Consider the following 20,059-nt stretch of genomic DNA (forward strand, 5'->3'; position numbering starts at 1 on the left):
GAATTTCCCCCGCGCTCACCCGGGGCCCGGAAACGATCATGGCGGACCCGAGCCGTTCAGCCAGAACGCCCCGTACACCGCGCTCGCCGCCGCCACGCCCGCGAGCACCAGCGCCGACCTGGACGTACGCAGCCGGGCGAGGGCCACGGCGAGGGGCAGGAGCAGCGGGAAGGCGGGCAGCAGGAGGCGCGGCTTCGAGCCGAAATAGCCCGCCGCGCACAGGGCGAGCGCCACCACGATCCCGCTGTAGACCAGCAGCGGCAGCGGCTGCTTGCCCCGTACGCCGACGACGTACAGCCAGACCACCAGGGCGACCCCGACGATCAGGCCGACCCCCGCCAGGGCCGCGGGGAAGGCGGTGAACTTGTCGCCCACGAAGCGGGCGAAGGCATAGCCGAAGTCGAAGCCGTTGCCCCAGCCCGCCTGGACGTCGAGATAGCCGAGGAGACCGTCCCCGGTGCGCCGGCCGACCCACAGGACGTAGCCCGCGGCGCCCAGCGGGGCCAGGACCACTCCGAGGACCATGCGCCACCCGGCCCTGCGCTCCCGGTGGACGTGGACGGCCGCCGTCACCCAGAGCGCCGCGACGACCGCGGCGCCCACGGGCCGGGTCAGCCCCGCGCAGGAGGCGAGCGCGCCCGCCCACACCCAGCGGCCGGTCAGCACCGCGTACAGCGACCAGGCCGCGAGCGCGGTGAAGAGTGACTCGCTGTACGCCATCGACTGCACGATCCCCACCGGCAGGACCGCCCACAGCCCGGCCGCGCAGATCCCCGCCCGGCGCCCGTAGAGGTGATCGGCGATCGCGAAGATCCCCGCGGCGGCGCAGAGCGAGGCGAGCCAGCTCACCACCAGGCCCGCGTCGGCGTACGACAAGGGGCTGGCCGCCGAGACGAGACGCTCCAGCCAGGGCAGCAGTGGGAAGAACGCGAGGTTCGAGTGGACGCTGCCGTCCGGGAGTGTCACCTCCCAGCCGTAGCCGTGCTCGGCGACGCGGGTGTACCAGAGGGAGTCCCAGCGGGCGGTGAGCAGCGTGTGCGGGCTCTTGCCCGCCGCCGCGCTCCACACCGCGAGCACCGCGACCCCCAGGGCGCGCACCCCGGCGTAGACGAGGAGCGCGGGCGCCGCACGGCGCAGCGCGGCTCCCGCACGGGCGCCGTACGAGGGCGGCGGCAGGCGTTGATCAAGGTCGGTCACGGGCTCGATTATCGGCGCCGGCGGGAACCGGCCGCCCGCCCGGGTGCGTGGTCCCTGCGTGGGCGGCGTGGTGTACGCCACACCGTCTGCGCGCAACCATGAGAGGTCCGCCACGCGCCACAGCCGTGAACTCGCGTACTCTGACGGCTCACTCGCCTTTCGCCGCCGCCAGCTGGGAGATCACGTCCCGCGGGGCCGCCGATGCGAGGGATCACTGGGAGGTATCGCACATGTCGGGTTCAACCACGGCCACCGCGCCTTCCGGCCGTCGGGTACCCGGGTCGCAGGGTGGCGCCAACCGCTGGCTGGTGCTCGTCGTTCTCTGCGTGAGCCTGCTGCTCGTCGCCGTCGACGCCACCGTTCTGCACGTCGCGGTGCCCGCCGTCACCGAAGACCTGAAGCCCGGCGGCATCGAGCTGCTGTGGATCGTGGACGTCTATCCGCTGGTCTGCGCCTCGCTGCTCATCCTCTTCGGCACCCTCGGTGACCGGGTCGGCCGCAGACGCGTGCTGCTGCTCGGCTACGCCCTCTTCGGCGTGGCCTCGGCCGTGGCGGCGATGGCGGACAACGCCCAGGTCCTGATCGCGGCCCGTGCCCTGCTCGGCGTCGGCGGCGCGATGATCATGCCCGCGACCCTCTCGATCCTGCGCCAGGTCTTCCCCGACCGGCGTGAGCGCGCCGTCGCCATCGGTGTGTGGAGCGCGGTGGCCGGAATCGGCGCGGCGGGCGGGCCGCTGCTCGGCGGCTTCCTCCTCGAGCACTTCTGGTGGGGCTCGGTCTTCCTGATAAACATCCCGCTGATGCTGGTCAGCCTGCCCATCGGGCGCCTGCTGCTGCCCGAGTCCACGGGCGACCGCGACGGCCCGTGGGACGTGATCGGCGCGCTGATGGCCGCGGGCGGGCTCTTCGGCCTCGTCTTCGCCGTGAAGCGGGCCGGCGGCGGAGAGTCGCCGTTCGGCATGACGACGCTTCTCTCGTTCTTCATCGGCGGCGCCCTCCTGATCGGCTTCGTCCGCAGGCAGCGGCGGCGCAAGTTCCCGCTCATAGACCTCTCGATGTTCGCGCGGCCCGCGTTCAGCACCTCGCTGGGCTGCATCGTGCTCGCGATGCTGGCCCTGGTGGGCCTGGAGCTGGTCGCCGCGCAGTATCTGCAGCTGGTGCTCGGCCTCTCCCCGCTGGAGACCGGCATGCGGCTCGTGCCGCTCACCGTCGCCGCGATGGTCGCGGGCCTCGCCGGATCCAAGCTCCTGCACCGCTTCGGCCCGCGCGTGATGGTCGCCGCCGGGTTCACCCTGACCGCGGTGGCCGTGGTGGTGCTTACCGGGATGGGCGATCAGCTCAACGACCCGTTGATGATCACCAGCTTCGTGCTGCTCGGCCTCGGCCTGCAGACCACCCTCTTCGGCTCCTACGAGTCGATGCTCAGCGAGGCCCCCCAGTCGCAGGCGGGCGGCGCCGCCGCGATCGGCGAGACCTCGTACCAGCTGGGCGCGGGCATCGGCATCGCGCTGCTCGGCAGCGTCATGAACGCGGCCTACGCGCCGGGTCTCTCCTCCGTGCGGGGCGTTCCCGCCAAGGAGAGCGCCGCCGCGAGCCACTCCCTCGGTGAGGCGTACGAAGTCGCTTCGGGGCTCGGCGGCGGGGCGGGCGAGGCCCTGCGCAGCGCCGCGCGGGAGTCCTTCGTGCACGGGCTGCACGTGACCCTGCTGGTCAGCGCGGGACTGCTGCTGCTCGGCGCCCTGATGGCCCTGAAGCTGCCGCGGACCATGGAGTGCGGGACGCCCGCGTCGCTGCCCGAGCAGGGGATACCGGCGCCCCGGGACGCGACGGGGGTCCACGCGGAGTCCGTCCGCTGACGCGACCTCGGCCCGCCGGCCGGGGAAGTCCTCCACCCGCACGCACGAGCACCCGCACGCACTTGCACCCGCACGCACTTGTTCCGGCGCGACCCCGCGTCGTAACGTCAGCGCGAGCCGTAAGTAACTACCGCTGCTAGTTTTTGCGCCGCCGGAGGCCCGAGATGTCCGCACGCCGTACGCCCCTGCCGCCCTTCGACCCCACCGATCCCCTCGGCATCGACGACCTCCTGGAGCCGGAGGACCTCGCGATCCGGGAGACCGTCCGCAGCTGGGCGGCCGACCGCGTCCTGCCCCACATCGCCGACTGGTACGAGAAGGGCGAGCTGCCCGGCATCCGTGACCTGGCCCGTGAGCTCGGCTCGATCGGCGCGCTCGGCATGTCCCTGGAGGGCTACGGCTGCGCGGGCGCCAGCTCCGTCCAGTACGGGCTCGCCTGTCTGGAGCTGGAGGCCGCCGACTCCGGCATCCGCTCGCTCGTCTCCGTGCAGGGCTCCCTCGCCATGTACGCCATCCACCGCTTCGGCTCCGAGGAGCAGAAGCAGCAGTGGCTGCCCGGCATGGCCGCGGGCGAGATCATCGGCTGCTTCGGCCTGACCGAGCCCGACCACGGCTCCGACCCGGCGGGCATGCGTACCCACGCGAAGAAGGACGGCACCGACTGGGTGCTCACCGGACGCAAGATGTGGATCACCAACGGGTCGGTGGCCGGTGTCGCCGTCGTCTGGGCGCAGACGGACGAGGGGATCCGCGGCTTCGTCGTCCCCACGGACAGCCCCGGCTTCTCCGCGCCCGAGATCAAGCACAAGTGGTCGCTGCGCGCGAGCGTCACCAGTGAGCTGGTGATGGACGAGGTCCGGCTGCCCGCCGACGCCGTCCTTCCCGAGGTCACCGGGCTCAAGGGCCCCCTGAGCTGCCTCTCCCACGCGCGCTACGGCATCGTCTGGGGAGCCATGGGCGCCGCCCGCTCGTCCTTCGAGACGGCCGTCGAGTATTCCAAGACCCGCGAGCAGTTCGGCAGGCCGATCGGCGGCTTCCAGCTCACCCAGGCCAAGCTCGCCGACATGGCGGTCGAGCTGCACAAGGGCATCCTGCTCGCGCACCACCTGGGCCGGCGCCTCGACGCGGGCAGGCTCCGCCCCGAACAGGTCAGCTTCGGCAAGCTCAACAACGTACGAGAAGCGATCGAGATCTGCCGCACGTCCCGGACGATCCTGGGCGCGAACGGGATCTCGCTGGAGTACCCCGTGATGCGGCACGCGACGAACCTCGAATCGGTGCTCACCTACGAGGGCACCGTCGAGATGCATCAACTCGTGTTGGGCAAGGCGCTCACCGGTCTTGACGCCTTCCGGTGAGCGGCCTCGCCCGCTAGCTCTGGTTGAAGAAGCCGTCCGACGGACGGCTCGTGGCCTCCCCGTTGACGATCTGCGTGTTGGCGGGGGTGAGCAGGAAGACCCGTGTGGCCACGCGCTCGATGGAGCCGCGCAGACCGAAGGTCAGGCCCGCCGCGAAGTCCACGACGCGCTTGGCGTCGCCGGGCTCCATCGACGTGAGGTTGATGATGACCGGGACGCCGTCCCGGAAGAGCTCGCCGATGCCGCGCGCGTCCCGGAAGCTGTCCGGGGTCACGGTGCCGATCCGGCGACCCTCCTCCTCGGCCGCCTCGGCGACCACCCGCACGCGCGGGTCGGTCACCCAGGCATCGCCGGGGCCCTCGGCCCCGTCGTCGTCATAGCCGTCGTAGTAACGCTCGTCGTTGTTGTTGTCGTCGACGAGGCCAAGCCAGGCACTCGCCTTGCGTACCGATCCCATGGACGCCTCCTCTCACAGCGGGCTTTCTGCGTTCCGCATCCCCATGTTCGTCCATGATGCGGATAGTGCGCCAAGTGGATAGTCGCCGCGCGGGGTTTTCGTGACGGTACTGGTGCAGAGTCAACACGGTGTTTCACGTGGCTCCCCAAGGGTCGTGCTGTGTACGGCTGCTGACAGTGAGTGAAATATGATTCTTCACGGCGTATGGGTGACGGGCGGTGCGTCCGGGTGAACGGACCCCTCGATACGATGCCCGAGTTGATCGAAAACAGGCTCACGGGGGAGTCGCATGTTCGGAATCGTCAGGCCCTGCAGCCACCGTCTCGGCGAGGGGCTGAAGGCTCAGTGGATGGCTCATCTGTGCGGACTCTGTCTCGCGCTGCGCGGCGACCACGGGCAGTTCGCCCGCGTCGTGACCAACTACGACGGCCTGATCATCTCGGTTCTGACGGAGGCTCAGGCCGCGAGATCGACCGGCTGGCGACGCACCGCCGGGCCCTGTCCGCTGCGCGGAATGCGTACCGCTTCCGTCGCTCAGGGTGAGGGAGCGCGGCTCGCCGCCGCCGTTTCGCTGGTGCTCGCCTCGGCGAAGGTGCGCGACCACGTCGTCGACGGGGACGGCCTCTTGGCGCGCAGGCCGGTGGCCGCCGCCGCCCGGCGGGTGGCACGGAGCTGGGACCGGGCGGGCGCGCGCACCGGCGCCGACGTGGGCTTCGACACGGCGGTCCTGCTGGACGCCGTCGAACGGCAGGTCGGCATCGAGGGCTTGGCGGGCCCGGGAACCTCCCTGCTGGCGGTCACCGAGCCGACCGAGACCGCGACCGCCGCGGCCTTCGCGCACACCGCCGTCCTCGCGGGCAGGCCGGGCAACGCCGAGCCGCTCGCCGAGGCCGGGCGGCTCTTCGGCAGGCTCGCGCATCTCCTGGACGCCGTGGAGGACAAGGAAGCTGACGCCGCGTCGGGTGCGTGGAACCCCCTGACGGCCACGGGCACCGGACTCGCCGAGGCCCGGCGCCTGGCCGACGACGCGCTGCACGGCATCCGCCTCGCGCTGCGCGACACCGAATTCACCGACGGCAAGCTCGCCCACATGCTGCTCGCGCACGAGCTGGGGCGCTCGGTGGACCGCGCCTTCAAGGCCGACGCCTGCGGGCACGCCCATGGGGTGACGGACCATCAGGGCGGCACCTTCGGGCCGCCGCCGGACCAGGGCGGGCCGTACGGACCTCCCTCCAGCGGTCCGTACGGCCCGCAGTCCCCGTACGGAGGTGGCAATCCGTACGGAGGCGGGGTGCCCGGCGGTCCGGGCGGTCCTGGTGGCCCCGGGGGCGGGCCCGGGTTTGAGCCGCAGCCGCCGAAGCCGGGCAAGCGGGGGTTCCTGGCGGGGTGCGCGGTCGCCATCGGGCTCTGCTGCACCTGCAAGGTGTGCTGCGCCGATTCGTACGAGGGCGCCTGGTCCCGCAAGAAGCGCGAGGGCTGCTGCTCCAACTGCGACGACTGCGGCTGCTGCGGCATCTGCGAGTGCTGCCAGTGCTGTGACTGCGGGCTGTAGGAACTGCGGGGTACTGCTGTTCGTCTGCGGGCTCGTCGTGGCTGGTCGCGCAGTTCCCCGCGCCGCTTAGGGCGCGGTCAGTCCTTGATCTCCGGCGGGGAGATCCGGGACTCCTCGATCGCCGAGCCCCGGGTGCCCCACTTCTTCAGGATGCGGTCGTACGTGCCGTCCTCGATCAGCTGGTTCACCGCGGCGCGGAAGGCCGGCGCCAGCTTCGTGCCCTTCTTGAAGGCGAAGCCCACGTCGAGGCGGTGGTACTCGCCGAGGAACTTCAGCCCTTCCTGGTGGGCCACGGCATAGCGCAGGCCGTTGATCGTGGACATCACCACATCGCTGCGGCCCTGCTGGAGCGAACCCCAGATCGCGCCCTGCTCGGCGTACGTCTTCACGCTGTACGGCTTCTTGCCCGCGTCCTCGCACACGTGCTTGTTGTCCTCCAGGGTGACCTCGAAGGTGGTGCCCGCACCGGTCGCCACGTTCAGGCCGCACAGCTGACGGAAGTCGGTGACCTTCTTCAGCTTGCTGTCCGCACGGACCGCGAAGCCCTGGCCGTCGTTGATGTACGTGACGAAGTCGATGGTCTTGCGCCGCTCCTCCGTGACGCCGAAGTTGCCGGTGCCCAGGTCGTACTTCCCGCTGTCCAGGGCGGGCAGGATCGCCTCGAAGCTCGCGGCCTCGCGCTTCAGCTGAAGGCCGAGCGCCTTGGCGACGGCCTCCGCGAAGTCGGCGTCCTGGCCGACGATCGTCTTCCCGTCCTCCAGGTAGGTGTTGCCGGGTGGACTGCCGCCGACGGCGGTCGCGAGATTGAGGGTGCCCCGCTCGCGTACGTCCGCGGGCAGGAGCTTCGCCGCCGCCGCGTTCTTCTTGACCGAGGAGACCACGTCCCGCGTGGGGATCTTGTCGCTCTTGCCCGCGGGGGCCGCGCCGCCCGTGGTGTCGGCGGAGTCCGGGGAGCCGCAGGCGGTGAGCGTGAGGGTGGCGGCGGTGATCAGGGCGAAGGCCGCCTGGACGGGACGGGAATGCGAGGACTTGCTCATGGCGTGACGGTCTCCATCGGGCAGCAGGGCAGGGCGAAGCGGACGCAGGGCGCAGCGGACGCAGGGGGAAACGAGGGAGGGGTGCCGTCGCTCAGAGCGGTGCAGCGGCGGAGTACGCGTGTGAAGGCGGGGTCAACGGCGCGCGGGCGAGGCCGAAACGTGGCCCACGGGACGTGCACGGCGGGAGAGACCCCGGAAAGGAAGGGGCTCGGCGCGCAGGGGGTCGGCTCAGAGAGTCGTCGAACACGACGCCGACCACACTCGACCGAAGTCGATGTGGGAGCGCGTGACCAGCCACTGCTGCGAATGCATGGGGCAAGTGGAACAGGCATCCGTTTGCGCGTCAACTGTCCTGAGACCAACCGCTCATATCCTGGACGGCCTTGACAGCGGGCCGAAAGCGCCCCGTACTCTCAAGGCGGATCGTGCTGAGGGGCTCGGTCCGTGTGAAGGCATCACCCGTGTGTGATCTCCCGCCGAGCGCTTCGCCCTGCGATCGCCCCGTGCGCCGGAGACCTCCCGTATCCACGGAGCCTTCGCCATGTCTTCCGACACGCTCGCCAAAGCCGCACCGGCCCCTCCCCATGACCCGCCACCCGATGTCCCGCGCATCGTTCCGCAGCGCCGCGCCGGACAGTGGGTGGCCGCGGCGGCTGTCCTCGTGCTCCTCGCGCTCGCCGTCAACTCCGTCGTCCGCAACGAAGCGTTCCAGTGGGACGTGGTGGGCGACTACTTCACCTCCGCGTCCGTGCTGCGCGGCCTGTGGCTCACGCTCTGGCTGACCGCCGTCGTCATGGTGCTCGGCTTCGTGCTCGGCGCGATCCTCGCCATGGGGCGGCTCTCGTCCAACCCTGTGCTGCGCGGGGTCAGTTGGGGCTATGTCTGGCTCTTCAGGTCGATGCCGATCCTGGTGCAGCTGCTGTTCTGGTTCAACATCGGGGCGCTGTACCCGTACCTGTTCGGCGTGAAGACGGTGAACCTCCTGGGGCCGATCACCATCGCCGTCATCGGGCTCACCCTGCACGAGGCCGCGTACGCCGCCGAGGTGGTGCGCGGCGGGATCCTCTCCGTCGACCGCGGGCAGATCGAGGCCGCACAGGCGCTCGGGCTCAGCCGGTGGCGCAGATGGCGGCGGATCGTGTTGCCGCAGGCCATGCGCTCCATCGTGCCTCCGGCCGGGAACATGCTGATCGGCACGCTCAAGGGCACGTCGATCGTCAGCGTGATCGCGGTGCAGGACCTCCTCTACTCCGTGCAGCTCGTCTACCACCGCACCTACCAGGTGATCCCGCTGCTCCTGGTGGCCACCATCTGGTACGTCGTGATCACCTCGCTGCTCAGCGTCGGGCAGTACTACGTGGAGCGGCACTACGCGCGCGGTTCGGAGCGCACCCGATGAGCGTGACGGAGCGCCGGGCCGCCGGCGAGGATCTGGTCAAGGGCGACTTCGGCGCGCTGAAGGTCGTTCCCGTACGACACCCCTGGCGCTGGGCGGCCGTCGTCGCGACGGCGGTCCTGGTGGCCCAGTTCGTGCACGGACTTGCCACCAACTCCGGCTGGGAATGGGAGGTGTTCGCCGAGTTCTTCACCGCCGACGTGATCCTCAAGGCGGTCTGGGTCACCCTCCAGCTCACCTTCTACGGCACGGCTCTCGGCTTCGCGCTCGGCATCGTGATCGCTTTCATGCGGCTCTCGGCCAGCCCCTTCCTGAGGGCGGTGGCCTTCGCCTACATCTGGGCGTTCCGCTCGATCCCGCTCATCGTGCAGCTGCTCTTCTGGTTCAACCTCGCCTATCTGTACAAGGAGTTGCAGTTCGGGATCCCGTTCGGGCCCGGGTTCCTCACCTTCGACACGATGGGGCTCGTCGGCGCGATGAGCGCGGCGGTCCTCGGGCTCGCCCTGCACCAGGCCGCGTACGCCGCCGAGATCGTGCGCGCGGGCGTCCTGTCCGTCGACAGCGGCCAGTTGGAGGCCGCGGCGGCGCTCGGCATCCCCCGGCTGCGGCAGATCCGCCGCATCGTCCTGCCGCAGGCGATGCGCTCGATCCTGCCCAACGCGGCCAACGAGATCATCTCCCTCTTCAAGGGCACCTCGATCGTCTCCGTGATGGCGATCGGCGAGCTCTTCTACCAGGTGCAGGTCATCTACGGCCGCAACGGCCGCGTCGTGCCGCTCCTGATGGTCGCCACCGCCTGGTACGTCCTGCTCACCAGCGCCCTCTCCGTCCTCCAGCACTACGTCGAACGTCACTTCTCTAAGGGGGCATCGCGATGAGCGCGATGGTCGAACTCCGTTCCGTGCACAAGTCCTTCGGGACCCTGGAAGTCCTGCGGGGCCTCGATCTGCAGGTGCGCAAGGGCGAGGTCACCGTCATCCTGGGGCCCTCCGGATCCGGCAAGTCCACGCTGCTGCGCGCCATCAACCACCTGGAGAAGGTGGACAAGGGGTGGATCAGCGTCGACGGAGCGCTCGTCGGCTACCGGCGCTCCGGCGACAAGCTGTACGAGCTGCGCGAACGCGAGGTGCTCAAGCAGCGCACCCAGATCGGCTTCGTCTTCCAGAACTTCAACCTCTTCCCGCATCTGACCGTCCTGGAGAACATCGTCGAGGCGCCCGTCTCCGCGCTGAAGCGCCCGCGCAAGCAGGCGGTGGCGGATGCCGGGACCCTGCTCGACCGGGTCGGGCTCGCCGACAAGGCGGACGCGTACCCCAAGCAGCTCTCCGGCGGGCAGCAGCAGCGCGTGGCGATCGCCCGCGCGCTCGCCCTGGAGCCGAAGCTGCTGCTCTTCGACGAGCCGACGTCGGCCCTGGACCCCGAACTGGTCGGTGAAGTCCTCGACGTCATCAAGGACCTGGCGAGCCAGGGCACCACGATGATCGTCGTCACCCATGAGATCGGCTTCGCGCGTGAGGTCGCCGACACCGTCGTCTTCATGGACGAGGGACTCATCGTCGAGCAGGGCGCCCCCGGCGACGTACTGGACCGTCCACGGCACGACCGCACCCGCGCGTTTCTTTCCAAGGTTCTCTAGCCAAAGGTTCTCTAGGAGCTCCCGCATGTCTTCCCGACGCACCACCCTCTCCCTCTCCGTCGCCGCCCTGGCCCTCGCGCCCCTGCTCGGCGCCTGCGGCGGGGACAGCGACGCCGCGACCGGCGGCGGCGAGCCCGGCACCAAGAAGGTCGGCAACATCAACATCGGGCCCGACCAGAACCGCGTACGCGCAAAGAAGGTCGACGCGCTCGCGAAGCTCCTGCCCGCGAAGGTGCGCGAGCGCGGCACGCTGCGGCTCGGCGGCAGCGCGGACTCGGTCGCGCCGCTCGGTTTTTACGCCACCGACGACAAGACGCGGATCGGCTCCGAGGTCGACATCGCGAGCCTGGTCGCCGACACGCTCGGCCTGAAGCCGAAGTTCGAACAGGTCTCCTGGGAGAACCTCTTCGTCGGCCTGGACAGCGGAAAGTTCGACGGGGTCTTCTCGAACGTCACGGTGACGGAGGAGCGCAAGGAGAAGTACGACTTCGCGACCTACCGCCACGACAACATCGCCTTCGAGGCCCGCAAGGACGCGAAGTGGACGGCGAAGAAGCCCGCGGACGTGGCGGGCAAGTCGATCGCGGTCTCCTCCGGCACCAACCAGGAGAAGATCCTCGTCGACTGGAGCGAGCAGAACGAGAAGGCCGGGCGCAAGCCGGTCGACATCAAGTACTTCCAGAAGGACTCCGACTACTACCTGGCCCTCCAGTCGGGCCGCATCGACGCCTACCTCGGCCCGAACCCCTCGGCCGCCTACCACGTGGCGGCATCGGGGCAGACGAAGATCATCGGCACGATGTCGGGCGGCGGGCCGAGCATCCAGGGCGAGATCGCGGCCACCACGAAGAAGGACAGCGGGCTCGTCGAGGCGTACGCCGCCGCGCTCAACCACGTGATCGAGGACGGCAGTTACGCGAAGGTGCTCAAGCGCTGGGGCCTGAGCGACGAAGGCGTGAAGGAGTCGCAGATCAATCCCAAGGGTCTGCCCAAGCCGTAGGGATATACCGGTATGAAAAGGTTGATCACATGACGACGGACGCATCGACGGACGGAACGACGGACGCTTCCCACGACTGGAAGCACTGGCACGAGCAGCGGACACAGACGGTGGCGGCGCCCTACGGCCCGCTCGCCCTCACCGGCACGCACTGGCTCGCGGACTACCCGGACGGCTCACTTCCGGGCATCCCCGGGCGCTGGACCGAGGCGGGCGACGAGATCGCCCTGGCCGCCGGGGCCGGCGACGGGCTCACCCTCGACGGGCAGCTCCTCGACGGAGAGGCCCACCTGACCGCCGACCCGGGGCCGGTCGGCGCGGCCCGCGTCGGGCACGGCGACCGCCGCCTGGTCGTGCTGCGGCGCGAAGGGCTCTGGGCGGTGCGCGACTTCGACCCGGAGTCCGCCACGCGCCGGGCCTTCCAGGGCATCGAGGCCACCGAGTACGACGAGCGCTGGGTGGTGCCGGGGCTCTTCACTCCGTACGCCGCCGACAGCACCGACGCTCCTGGCAGCGGGGTGCGCACCGTCAAGGTCGGCAACGCGGACGGGGTGGAGCGGGGGCTCGGCCTCGGGGGCGAGCTGGCCTTCACCCTGGCCGGAAAGGACCACACGCTCCAGGTGTCGGTGGAGGGCGACGGCTCCCTCTGGGCGGTCTTCGCCGACGCGACCAGCGGGGTGTCCAGCTACCGGTTCCGGTTCCTGCGGCCCGCCGCGCCGGACGCCGAGGGGCGCACGGCCGTCGACTTCAACCGCGCGCTGCTTCCGCCGTGCGCCTTCGCCGACCACTTCATCTGCCCCTTCCCGCCCCCGGGCAACTCCCTTGACGTCGAGATCGCCGCGGGGGAGAGGAACCTCATCGGCCGCTGACCCGTCAGAGACAAGGCTCAGGAGCAGAGCCGCCCGAGCCCCGGCGGCGTACGACAGGTACGAAAGCCGCCGGGGCCGCTCTGCGTGTATCCGCCCGACGGCCGAAAGGCGCCCTTGTGCGCGATGTCCCCGGCCCGAATACTCCCGAGCAGCGCTTGTCAGGAGCACGGCGTAACCGGAATCCGGCTTGCCTTTTTTCTGCTCATTGGCTGCGCCTCACGGGCCCCAACCCACCGGGCCCACTGACTTCCCCCCGGGAGGAACAACAAGTGAGGAACAAGCGCACCACCCCCCGCAGCGGCATAGCGAGACGTACTCGTCTGCTCGCCGTGGCCACCGGACTTGTGGCCGCCGGCGCGCTCGCCGTCCCCGCTGCGAACGCCAATGACGTCACCACCTTCAGCTCGGCGCAGCTCACCAAGGCGAGCGACGCGGTGCTCGACGCGGATGTCGCAGGCACCGCGTGGAGTGTCGACAAGGCGACGAACCGTCTGGTCGTCACCGCCGACAGCACCGTCTCCCAGGCCGAGATCGCCAAGATCAAGGAGGCGGCGGGCAGCACCGCGGGCGCCCTCAAGGTCGAGCGCACTCCCGGCAAGTTCAGCAAGCTGATCTCCGGCGGCGACGCGATCTACGCGTCCAGCTGGCGATGCTCGCTCGGCTTCAACGTCCGCAGCGGCAGCACCTACTACTTCCTCACCGCCGGTCACTGCACCGACGGTGCGGGCACCTGGTGGTCCAACTCCGGGCACACCACGACGCTCGGGTCCACGACGGGATCCAGCTTCCCGACCAACGACTACGGCATCGTCAAGTACTCGAACTCGTCGATCACCAAGTCGGGCACCGTCGGCAGCCAGGACATCACCAGCGCGGGCAACGCCACCCTGAACCAGAACGTCACCCGGCGCGGCTCCACCACCGGCACCCACAGCGGCAAGGTCACCGGCCTGAACGCGACCGTGAACTACGGCGGCGGTGACATCGTCTACGGCATGATCAAGACCACGGTCTGCGCCGAACCCGGCGACAGCGGCGGTCCGCTCTACGCGGGGACGAAGGCGCTCGGCCTGACCTCGGGCGGCAGCGGCAACTGCTCCTCGGGCGGCACGACCTTCTTCCAGCCGGTCACCGAGGCGCTCAGCGCGTACGGCGTGAGCGTCTACTGATCCACGTACGGACCGGTCTGCAGCCAGCAGCACATGAGCCCCCGCCCGGAGTCCGGGCGGGGGCTCACCCCTGTCTCCCGTCTCCCTTTGTGCGCCGCGCGGCGCTACCTTCGAAGTGCACGCCCAACACGCCCAATTCGGACCCTGGGGGCCGGCATGGTCGAGGAGCTGGTGGCGGCGGGAGTGGCCGTCGGATGTGCCGGAGCGGTCTATGCGATGGCCGCGGCGCGTGTGGTCAAACAGTACGAACGGGGCGTGGTGCTCCGGCTCGGGCGGCTGCAGCGTTCCGTGCGCGGACCCGGACTGACGATGATCGTGCCGTTCGTGGACCGGCTCCGCAAAGTGAACATGCAGATCGTGACGATGCCGGTCCCGGCGCAGGACGGCATCACCCGGGACAACGTCACGGTGCGCGTGGACGCGGTCATCTACTTCAAGGTGATCGATGCCACCGAGGCCGTCATCCAGGTGGAGGACTACCGTTTCGCGGTCTCGCAGATGGCGCAGACGTCGCTGCGTTCGATCATCGGCAAGAGCGATCTCGACGATCTGCTCTCCAACCGGGAAAAACTCAACCAGGGCCTGGAGTTGATGATCGACTCTCCGGCCGTCGGGTGGGGCGTGCAGATCGACCGGGTCGAGATCAAGGACGTGTCGCTTCCGGAGACGATGAAACGCTCCATGGCCCGGCAGGCCGAGGCGGACCGTGAGCGGCGGGCCCGCGTCATCAACGCGGACGCCGAACTCCAGGCGTCCAAGAAGCTGGCCGAGGCCGCGCACGAGATGTCGGAGGAGCCCGCCGCCCTCCAACTGCGGCTGCTGCAGACGGTGGTGGCGGTCGCCGCCGAGAAGAACTCGACGCTCGTGCTGCCCTTCCCCGTGGAGCTGCTCCGCTTCCTGGAGCGGTCCACGCAGGCGCAGCAGCCGCCCGCCGCGGCGTCCGAGCCGTCCGTCACGGCGCCCGCCGCGGCGTCCGAGCCGCCCGCTGTCGCGCTGCCGAATGCCGGTACGACGGATTCCGACAGGTCGGAATCCGGAGTGCCGGACGCGCCGGGAGCGGCGAAATCCGGACAGGACTAGTCCTCACCCGCTGCCGATCACCCGCTCGCACGCGGTGTTTGCAGCGGGAACCGACGTGGCGAGACCGGCTCCGGTGAAGACACAGGGGGCGCACAGTGTTGGTCGCGTGCGCGTCCTGAAGTAGACCTTGTGTGCTACCGGACGGTATCGGGATAGTGGGCCGCACCATTTGGCATGGACGCGGCTTTCCCAGCGTGAGCGACTCCGTGCCGGTACGCCTTCCGGTCCCCAGGTCCCCACACCGAACGGGCCGACCCCCCACAGGAGGACGTGACTTGAAGCACCGACGCATATCCAAGCGACGTGCAGCCGTGGCAGGTGCGGGCATCACCGCACTGATCGCCGCCGGAATCACCTTCCAGACTGCGAACGCGAGTGAGAGTGCCCCGACCCCCACGCCGGACACCCTCTCGGTCGCGAAGGCCGGAAAGCTCGCCTCGTCCCTCGGCAAGGACCTCGGCCTGGACGCGGCCGGAACGTACTACGACGCCAAGGCCAAGAACCTCGTCGTGAACGTCCTCGACCAGAGCGCGGCCGACGCCGTCGAGTCGGCGGGCGCCAAGGCGAGAATCGTCGAGAACTCCCTCGCCGAGCTGAAGAGCGCGCGGACGACGCTCAGCGACAAGGCATCCATCCCCGGCACCTCGTGGGCGGTCGACCCGGCCACCAACAAGGTCGTCGTCACGGCGGACCGCACGGTCAAGGGCGCCGCGATGGACAAGCTCGGCTCGGTCGTGAAGGGGCTCGGCGCCAAGGCCGAACTCCAGCACAGCAAGGGGGAGTTCAAGCCCCTGATCGCGGGTGGCGACGCCATCTGGGGTGACGGCAGCCGCTGTTCGCTCGGCTTCAACGTGGTCAAGGACGGCGCTCCGCACTTCATCACGGCCGGGCACTGCACCGAGGCCGTCAAGAGCTGGTCCGAGAAGCAGGGCGGCCCGGTGATCGGTGAGAACGCCGACTCCAGCTTCCCCGAGAACGACTACGGCCTGGTCAAGTACACCGGCGACACCCCGCACCCCAGCGAGGTGGACCTCTACAACGGCTCGACCCAGGCCATCGCCAAGGCGGGCGACGCGACCGTCGGCCAGAAGGTGCAGCGCAGTGGCTCGACCACGCAGGTGCACGACGGCACGGTCACGGGTCTCGACGCCACCGTGAACTACGGCAACGGCGACGTCGTCAACGGACTCATCCAGACCGACGTCTGCGCCGAGCCCGGCGACAGCGGCGGCGCGCTCTTCGCGGGCGACACCGCGCTCGGGCTGACCTCGGGCGGCAGCGGTGACTGCAGCGCCGGCGGGGAGACGTTCTTCCAGCCGGTTCCCGAGGTGCTCAGCGCCGTCGGCGCGGAGATCGGCTGAGGGTGCGCCCCGCACAGGGGTAGGCAAGATCTGGGGCCGGTCCACCAAGGGTGGGTCGGCCCTTCTTCCGGACTTCTTGTGAAAACTTTCACAAAGGGACCTTCGGCCTGCCCTCACAGGCCCTTTTCGGCTCCTCGGGCACCCCGTACGGGTGTGCAATTGAGGCATAAGCGAAAAGGTCTCAGCTGAAGGAGCCCTGCCATGGAGGCCAAGGAGATGGTGGACGGACTGGTCGAGAGGGCGCTGACCGCGCTCGGCCGGTTCACGTCGTACGACCAGGAGCAGGTCGACCACATCGTCAAGAAGGCCTCCCTGGCCGCACTGGCCCGGCACGGGGACCTGGCGAAGCTGGCCGTCGAGGAGACCGGCCGCGGGCTCTTCGAGGACAAGGCGGTCAAGAACCTCTTCGCCTGCGAGCACGTCGTCAACTCGATGCGCGGCCTGAAGACCGCGGGCGTCATCTCCCGCGACGAACTGAACGGCATCACCGAGATCGCCGAACCGGTCGGCGTCGTCTGCGCCATGACCCCGGTGACCAACCCGACGTCGACGACCCTCTTCAAGGCCCTCATCGCCCTCAAGACCCGCAACCCGATCGTCTTCGCCTTCCACCCCAGCGCCCAGCGCTGCTCCGCCGAGGCCGCCCGCATCGTGCGCGACGCCGCGGTCGAGGCGGGCGCCCCGGCGGACTGCGTGCAGTGGATCGAGGAGCCCTCGATGGAGGCGACCGGGCTGCTCATGCACCACGCGGGCGTCTCCACCATCCTCGCCACCGGCGGCAACGCCATGGTCAAGTCCGCCTACTCCTGCGGCAAGCCCGCGCTCGGCGTCGGCGCCGGCAACGTACCCGCGTACGTCACGCGCAGCGGCAAGCTGCGGCGCGCCGTGCACGACATCGTGCTCTCCAAGGCCTTCGACCACGGCATGATCTGCGCCTCCGAGCAGGCCGTGATCCTCGACGAGGAGATCTACGACGAGGGGATCGCGGAGTTCGAACGGCTCGGCGCGTACGTCGTCACGGCGGCCGAGAAGACCAAGCTGGAGGAGTTCGTCTTCGGGACGACGGCCTTCGGCGCCGACTGCTCGGGCGCGAAACTGAACGCGTCCGTCGTCGGCAGGTCCCCGCGGTGGATCGCCGAGCAGGCCGGGTTCGAGGTCCCCGAAGGCACGTCGGTGATCGTCGCCGAGTGCGCGGAGGTCGGCGAGGGCGAGCCGCTCACCCGCGAGAAGCTCTCCCCGGTCCTGGCCGCCCTGAAGGCCGACTCCACCGAGCAGGGCCTCGAACTGGCCGCCCAGATGGTCGAGTTCAACGGCCTGGGGCACAGCGCCGCCATCCACACCGAGGACGAGGAGCTCGCCGAGGAGTTCGGCAGGCGCGTCAAGGCGGTCCGTGTCATCGTCAACGCCCCCTCGACCTTCGGCGGCATCGGCGACGTCTACAACGCCTTCCTGCCCTCGCTCACCCTCGGCTGCGGCTCCTACGGGCACAACTCGGTGTCCAACAACGTCTCCGCGGTCAACCTGATCAACGTCAAGCGGATCGGACGGCGCAACAACAACATGCAGTGGTTCAAGGTCCCGCCGAAGATCTACTTCGAGCGCAACTCCCTGCGCTACCTGGGCGAGATGGACGGCATCAGGCGCGTCTCGATCGTGACGGACAAGACGATGTCGGCGCTCGGGTTCGTCCAGAGGGTGACCGACATCCTCGCGGCACGCCCCGAAGCCGTCACCGTCCAGGTCATCGACGACGTCGAGCCCAACCCGGAGCTGGCGACCGTGCGGGCCGGTGCGGCGCGCATGCGGGAGTTCGGCCCTGACACGATCATCGGGCTCGGCGGTGGCTCACCGATGGACGCGGCCAAGATCATGTGGCTGATGTACGAGCACCCGGAGATCGAGTTCGCGGACACGAAGGAGAAGTTCTTCGACATCCGCAAGCGGGCCTTCAAGTTCCCGGGCCTGGGCGAGAAGGCGCAGATGGTGGCCGTCCCGACCACCTCGGGGACCGGCTCCGAGGTCACCCCCTTCGCGGTCATCTCCGACCCTCAGGCCGCGCAGAAGTACCCCCTCGCCGACTACGCGCTCACCCCGAACGTCGCGATCGTCGACCCGTCCCTGCCGATGAAGCTGCCCGCGACGGTCACCGCGGACTCCGGATTCGACGCGCTGACCCACGCCACCGAGGCGTACGTGTCGGTGTACGCGAACGACTACACCGACGGGCTCTGCCTCCAGGCGATCAAGCTCATCTTCGAGAACCTGGAGCGGTGCGTCGTGAACGGGGCCGGGGACCCCGAGGCGCGCGAGAAGATGCACAACGCGTCGACCGTGGCGGGCATGGCCTTCGCCAACGCCTTCCTGGGCCTGGTGCACGCGATGGCGCACACCCTGGGCAACACCTTCCACGTCTCGCACGGCCGCACCAACGCGCTGCTCCTGCCGCACGTGATCCGGCACAACGGCACCGTCTCCGGCAAGGCGACCCCGTGGCCGAAGGCCGAGGTCTACCGGGCGCCGGAGCGGTTCCAGGAGATCGCCCGGATGCTGGGGCTTCCGGCGGACTCCCCTGAGCAGGGGGTGGAGTCCTACGCCGCCGCGGTCGAGGAGCTGCGTGCGAAGTGCGGGATCCCCGCGTCCTTCGCCGAGGAGGGTGTCGATGAAGCGGCCTTCATCGAAGCGCTGCCGGAGCAGGCGATGAACGCGTACGCCGATCAGTGCGCGCCTGCCAACCCGCGGATGCCGATGCTCTCCGAGATGGAGGGGTTGATGCGGCGGGCGTACTACGGCAACGGGGCGGGTGCCTGATTCCGGTCGCCGTCCGCGGGCCGTGTGTGGCTGGTCGCGCCCACGCGGCGGAGCCGCATATGTCACAGCCCCGCGCCCCTGATGAGGCGCCCCTTGCGGGGCGCCTCAGCGTTTGGGCCAGTACCAGAGGGGCTCGTCCAGCATGCTCTCCCGGCCCGCCACCGTCGTCTGACCCGACTCCTTGAGCAGCTCTATGGAGTTCACGTCGACGCGGTGGCGGGCCGCCCCCTTGGCCACCGCTTCGGCCAGTGGCTGGGCGTGGGTCACCAGGACGACCTGGGTCTCCTTCGTCGCCGTGAGGATCAGGTCCGCGAGGGGGCGCAGGAGGTCCGGGTGCAGGCTCGTCTCCGGTTCGTTCAGGACCAGGAGCGAGGGCGGCCGGGGAGTGAGCAGGGCGGCGGCCCACAGGAGATAGCGCAGGGTGCCGTCGGACAGCTCGGCCGCTCCGAGGGGGCGGGTCAGCCCGTGCTGACGCAGCTGGAGTTCGAAGCGACCGCCGTGCTCGGCGATCTCCACCCTGCTGCCGGGGAAGGCGTCGTCCACCGCGGCGTCGAGCGCCGCCGGGTCGCCGATCTCGCGGATGGTCTGCAGGGCCGCAGCCAGGTCGGCGCCGTCATGGCCGAGCACCGGGGTGCGGGTGCCGATCCGCGCGGCGCGCGCGGGGGCCTCGGCGTCGGTGCGCACATGGTCGTAGAACCGCCAGGAGCGGATCAGCTCGCGCAGCCTGAGCAGGTCGGGGGCCAGCTGCGGGTCGGCGAGCTCGCTCAGCATGCTGTCGTAGGGCCGGATGCCCTGGGTGCGGTGCCAGCCGCCGTCGGCCGTCCGCGTGCGCACGGCGGGCCCCGCGCGGTCGCAGAGCAGCGCGGCGGGGCGCAGCACGGGGCCCGCCCAGGTGGACTCGCGCTTGATCTCGGGATCGAGGTTGAAGAGGGAGGGTGCCGCGCCCGTGCCCGAGGTGGGGATGGGGTATCCGAAGTCCACCGCGTACCCGAACTCGTCGCCCGCGAAGCCGAGGCGCAGGCCGGTGGCCTCCGCCTTCGCGGGGCCCGCCCACAGTGCGGAGGGCAGCCCGCCCTCGCGGGCCAGCGCGGCCACCGACCCGCCCCGCGCGGAGTCGGCCAGCAGCCGCAGCGCGCGGTACAGGCTGGACTTGCCGGTGCCGTTCGCGCCCGTCACGACGTTCAGCCGGTCCAGGGGGACGATCAGTTTGCGCAGGGAGCGGTAGTTCTCGACCGCCAGGGTGGTGATCATCGCTCCAGCTTCGCACCCGGGTCTGACAACGG

Annotated in this window: 16 protein-coding genes; 12 read left to right on the plus strand and 4 right to left on the minus strand. The window is 70.0% G+C overall.

Features of this window, described 5'->3' with window-relative positions:
- Positions 1-36: 36 nt before the first annotated feature.
- Positions 37-1,197 carry a hypothetical protein gene (locus ACFUPX_RS13775; protein WP_383320600.1) on the minus strand — a complete coding sequence of 387 codons (1,161 nt, stop codon included), beginning with the start codon at positions 1,195-1,197 and terminating at the stop codon, positions 37-39.
- A gap of 230 nt (positions 1,198-1,427) precedes the next feature.
- Here ACFUPX_RS13775 and ACFUPX_RS13780 point away from each other — a divergent pair, with 230 nt between their 5' ends.
- Positions 1,428-3,053: an MFS transporter gene (locus ACFUPX_RS13780; protein ID WP_383320602.1), complete on the plus strand. Its 1,626-nt coding sequence runs from the start codon at positions 1,428-1,430 to the stop codon at positions 3,051-3,053.
- Between the two features lie 164 nt (positions 3,054-3,217).
- Positions 3,218-4,411 carry an acyl-CoA dehydrogenase family protein gene (locus ACFUPX_RS13785; RefSeq protein ID WP_383320604.1) on the plus strand — a complete coding sequence of 398 codons (1,194 nt, stop codon included), beginning with the start codon at positions 3,218-3,220 and terminating at the stop codon, positions 4,409-4,411.
- 13 nt (positions 4,412-4,424) lie between these two features.
- Here ACFUPX_RS13785 and ACFUPX_RS13790 read toward each other — a convergent pair whose 3' ends face one another.
- The gene (locus ACFUPX_RS13790) at positions 4,425-4,868 is read right to left on the minus strand and encodes a cell division protein SepF (protein WP_249590824.1); all 444 of its coding nucleotides are present in this window, start codon (positions 4,866-4,868) and stop codon (positions 4,425-4,427) included.
- 289 nt (positions 4,869-5,157) lie between these two features.
- Between ACFUPX_RS13790 and ACFUPX_RS13795 the strand changes: the two genes are divergently transcribed.
- Positions 5,158-6,420, plus strand: a complete 1,263-nt coding sequence (locus ACFUPX_RS13795; protein WP_383320606.1) for a DUF5685 family protein — start codon at positions 5,158-5,160, stop codon at positions 6,418-6,420.
- A gap of 77 nt (positions 6,421-6,497) precedes the next feature.
- Here the strand turns inward: ACFUPX_RS13795 and ACFUPX_RS13800 are convergent, their stop codons facing one another.
- Positions 6,498-7,457 carry an ABC transporter substrate-binding protein gene (locus tag ACFUPX_RS13800; protein ID WP_383320608.1) on the minus strand — a complete coding sequence of 320 codons (960 nt, stop codon included), beginning with the start codon at positions 7,455-7,457 and terminating at the stop codon, positions 6,498-6,500.
- A 541-nt stretch (positions 7,458-7,998) separates the two neighbouring features.
- Here ACFUPX_RS13800 and ACFUPX_RS13805 point away from each other — a divergent pair.
- The 9 genes from ACFUPX_RS13805 to adhE all read left to right on the plus strand — a co-directional run bounded on the left by ACFUPX_RS13805 (position 7,999) and on the right by adhE (position 18,776).
- The gene (locus tag ACFUPX_RS13805; RefSeq protein ID WP_383320610.1) at positions 7,999-8,856 is read left to right on the plus strand and encodes an amino acid ABC transporter permease; all 858 of its coding nucleotides are present in this window, start codon (positions 7,999-8,001) and stop codon (positions 8,854-8,856) included.
- On the plus strand, positions 8,853-9,731 hold the full coding sequence (locus ACFUPX_RS13810) for an amino acid ABC transporter permease (protein ID WP_383320612.1): 879 nt from the start codon (positions 8,853-8,855) through the stop codon (positions 9,729-9,731). The genes ACFUPX_RS13805 and ACFUPX_RS13810 overlap by 4 nt, the downstream gene beginning before the upstream one ends.
- A 5-nt stretch (positions 9,732-9,736) precedes the next feature.
- The gene (locus ACFUPX_RS13815) at positions 9,737-10,489 is read left to right on the plus strand and encodes an amino acid ABC transporter ATP-binding protein (protein ID WP_383320785.1); all 753 of its coding nucleotides are present in this window, start codon (positions 9,737-9,739) and stop codon (positions 10,487-10,489) included.
- Between the two features lie 25 nt (positions 10,490-10,514).
- Positions 10,515-11,489 (plus strand): ABC transporter substrate-binding protein, encoded by a 975-nt coding sequence (locus tag ACFUPX_RS13820; protein WP_383320614.1) that lies wholly within the window; start codon positions 10,515-10,517, stop codon positions 11,487-11,489.
- A 29-nt stretch (positions 11,490-11,518) separates the two neighbouring features.
- Positions 11,519-12,358, plus strand: coding sequence for a DUF1684 domain-containing protein (locus ACFUPX_RS13825; protein ID WP_383320616.1), 840 nt, complete (start codon positions 11,519-11,521; stop codon positions 12,356-12,358).
- Positions 12,359-12,627: 269 nt separating this feature from the next.
- Positions 12,628-13,527: a S1 family peptidase gene (locus tag ACFUPX_RS13830; RefSeq protein WP_383320617.1), complete on the plus strand. Its 900-nt coding sequence runs from the start codon at positions 12,628-12,630 to the stop codon at positions 13,525-13,527.
- Positions 13,528-13,683: 156 nt separating this feature from the next.
- Positions 13,684-14,607: a slipin family protein gene (locus tag ACFUPX_RS13835; protein ID WP_383320619.1), complete on the plus strand. Its 924-nt coding sequence runs from the start codon at positions 13,684-13,686 to the stop codon at positions 14,605-14,607.
- A 275-nt stretch (positions 14,608-14,882) separates the two neighbouring features.
- Positions 14,883-15,968: a S1 family peptidase gene (locus tag ACFUPX_RS13840; RefSeq protein ID WP_383320621.1), complete on the plus strand. Its 1,086-nt coding sequence runs from the start codon at positions 14,883-14,885 to the stop codon at positions 15,966-15,968.
- Between the two features lie 201 nt (positions 15,969-16,169).
- Positions 16,170-18,776 (plus strand): bifunctional acetaldehyde-CoA/alcohol dehydrogenase, encoded by a 2,607-nt coding sequence (gene adhE, locus ACFUPX_RS13845; RefSeq protein ID WP_383320623.1) that lies wholly within the window; start codon positions 16,170-16,172, stop codon positions 18,774-18,776.
- A 105-nt stretch (positions 18,777-18,881) separates the two neighbouring features.
- On the opposite strand, the gene ACFUPX_RS13850 is transcribed toward adhE, so the two are convergent.
- A complete protein-coding gene (locus ACFUPX_RS13850) occupies positions 18,882-20,027 on the minus strand; it encodes an AAA family ATPase (RefSeq protein WP_383320625.1) in 1,146 nt (381 codons plus the stop codon).
- Positions 20,028-20,059 lie beyond the last annotated feature (32 nt).

It is taken from the genome of Streptomyces sp. NPDC057302, from assembly GCF_042667685.1.
Lineage (GTDB): Bacteria > Actinomycetota > Actinomycetes > Streptomycetales > Streptomycetaceae > Streptomyces.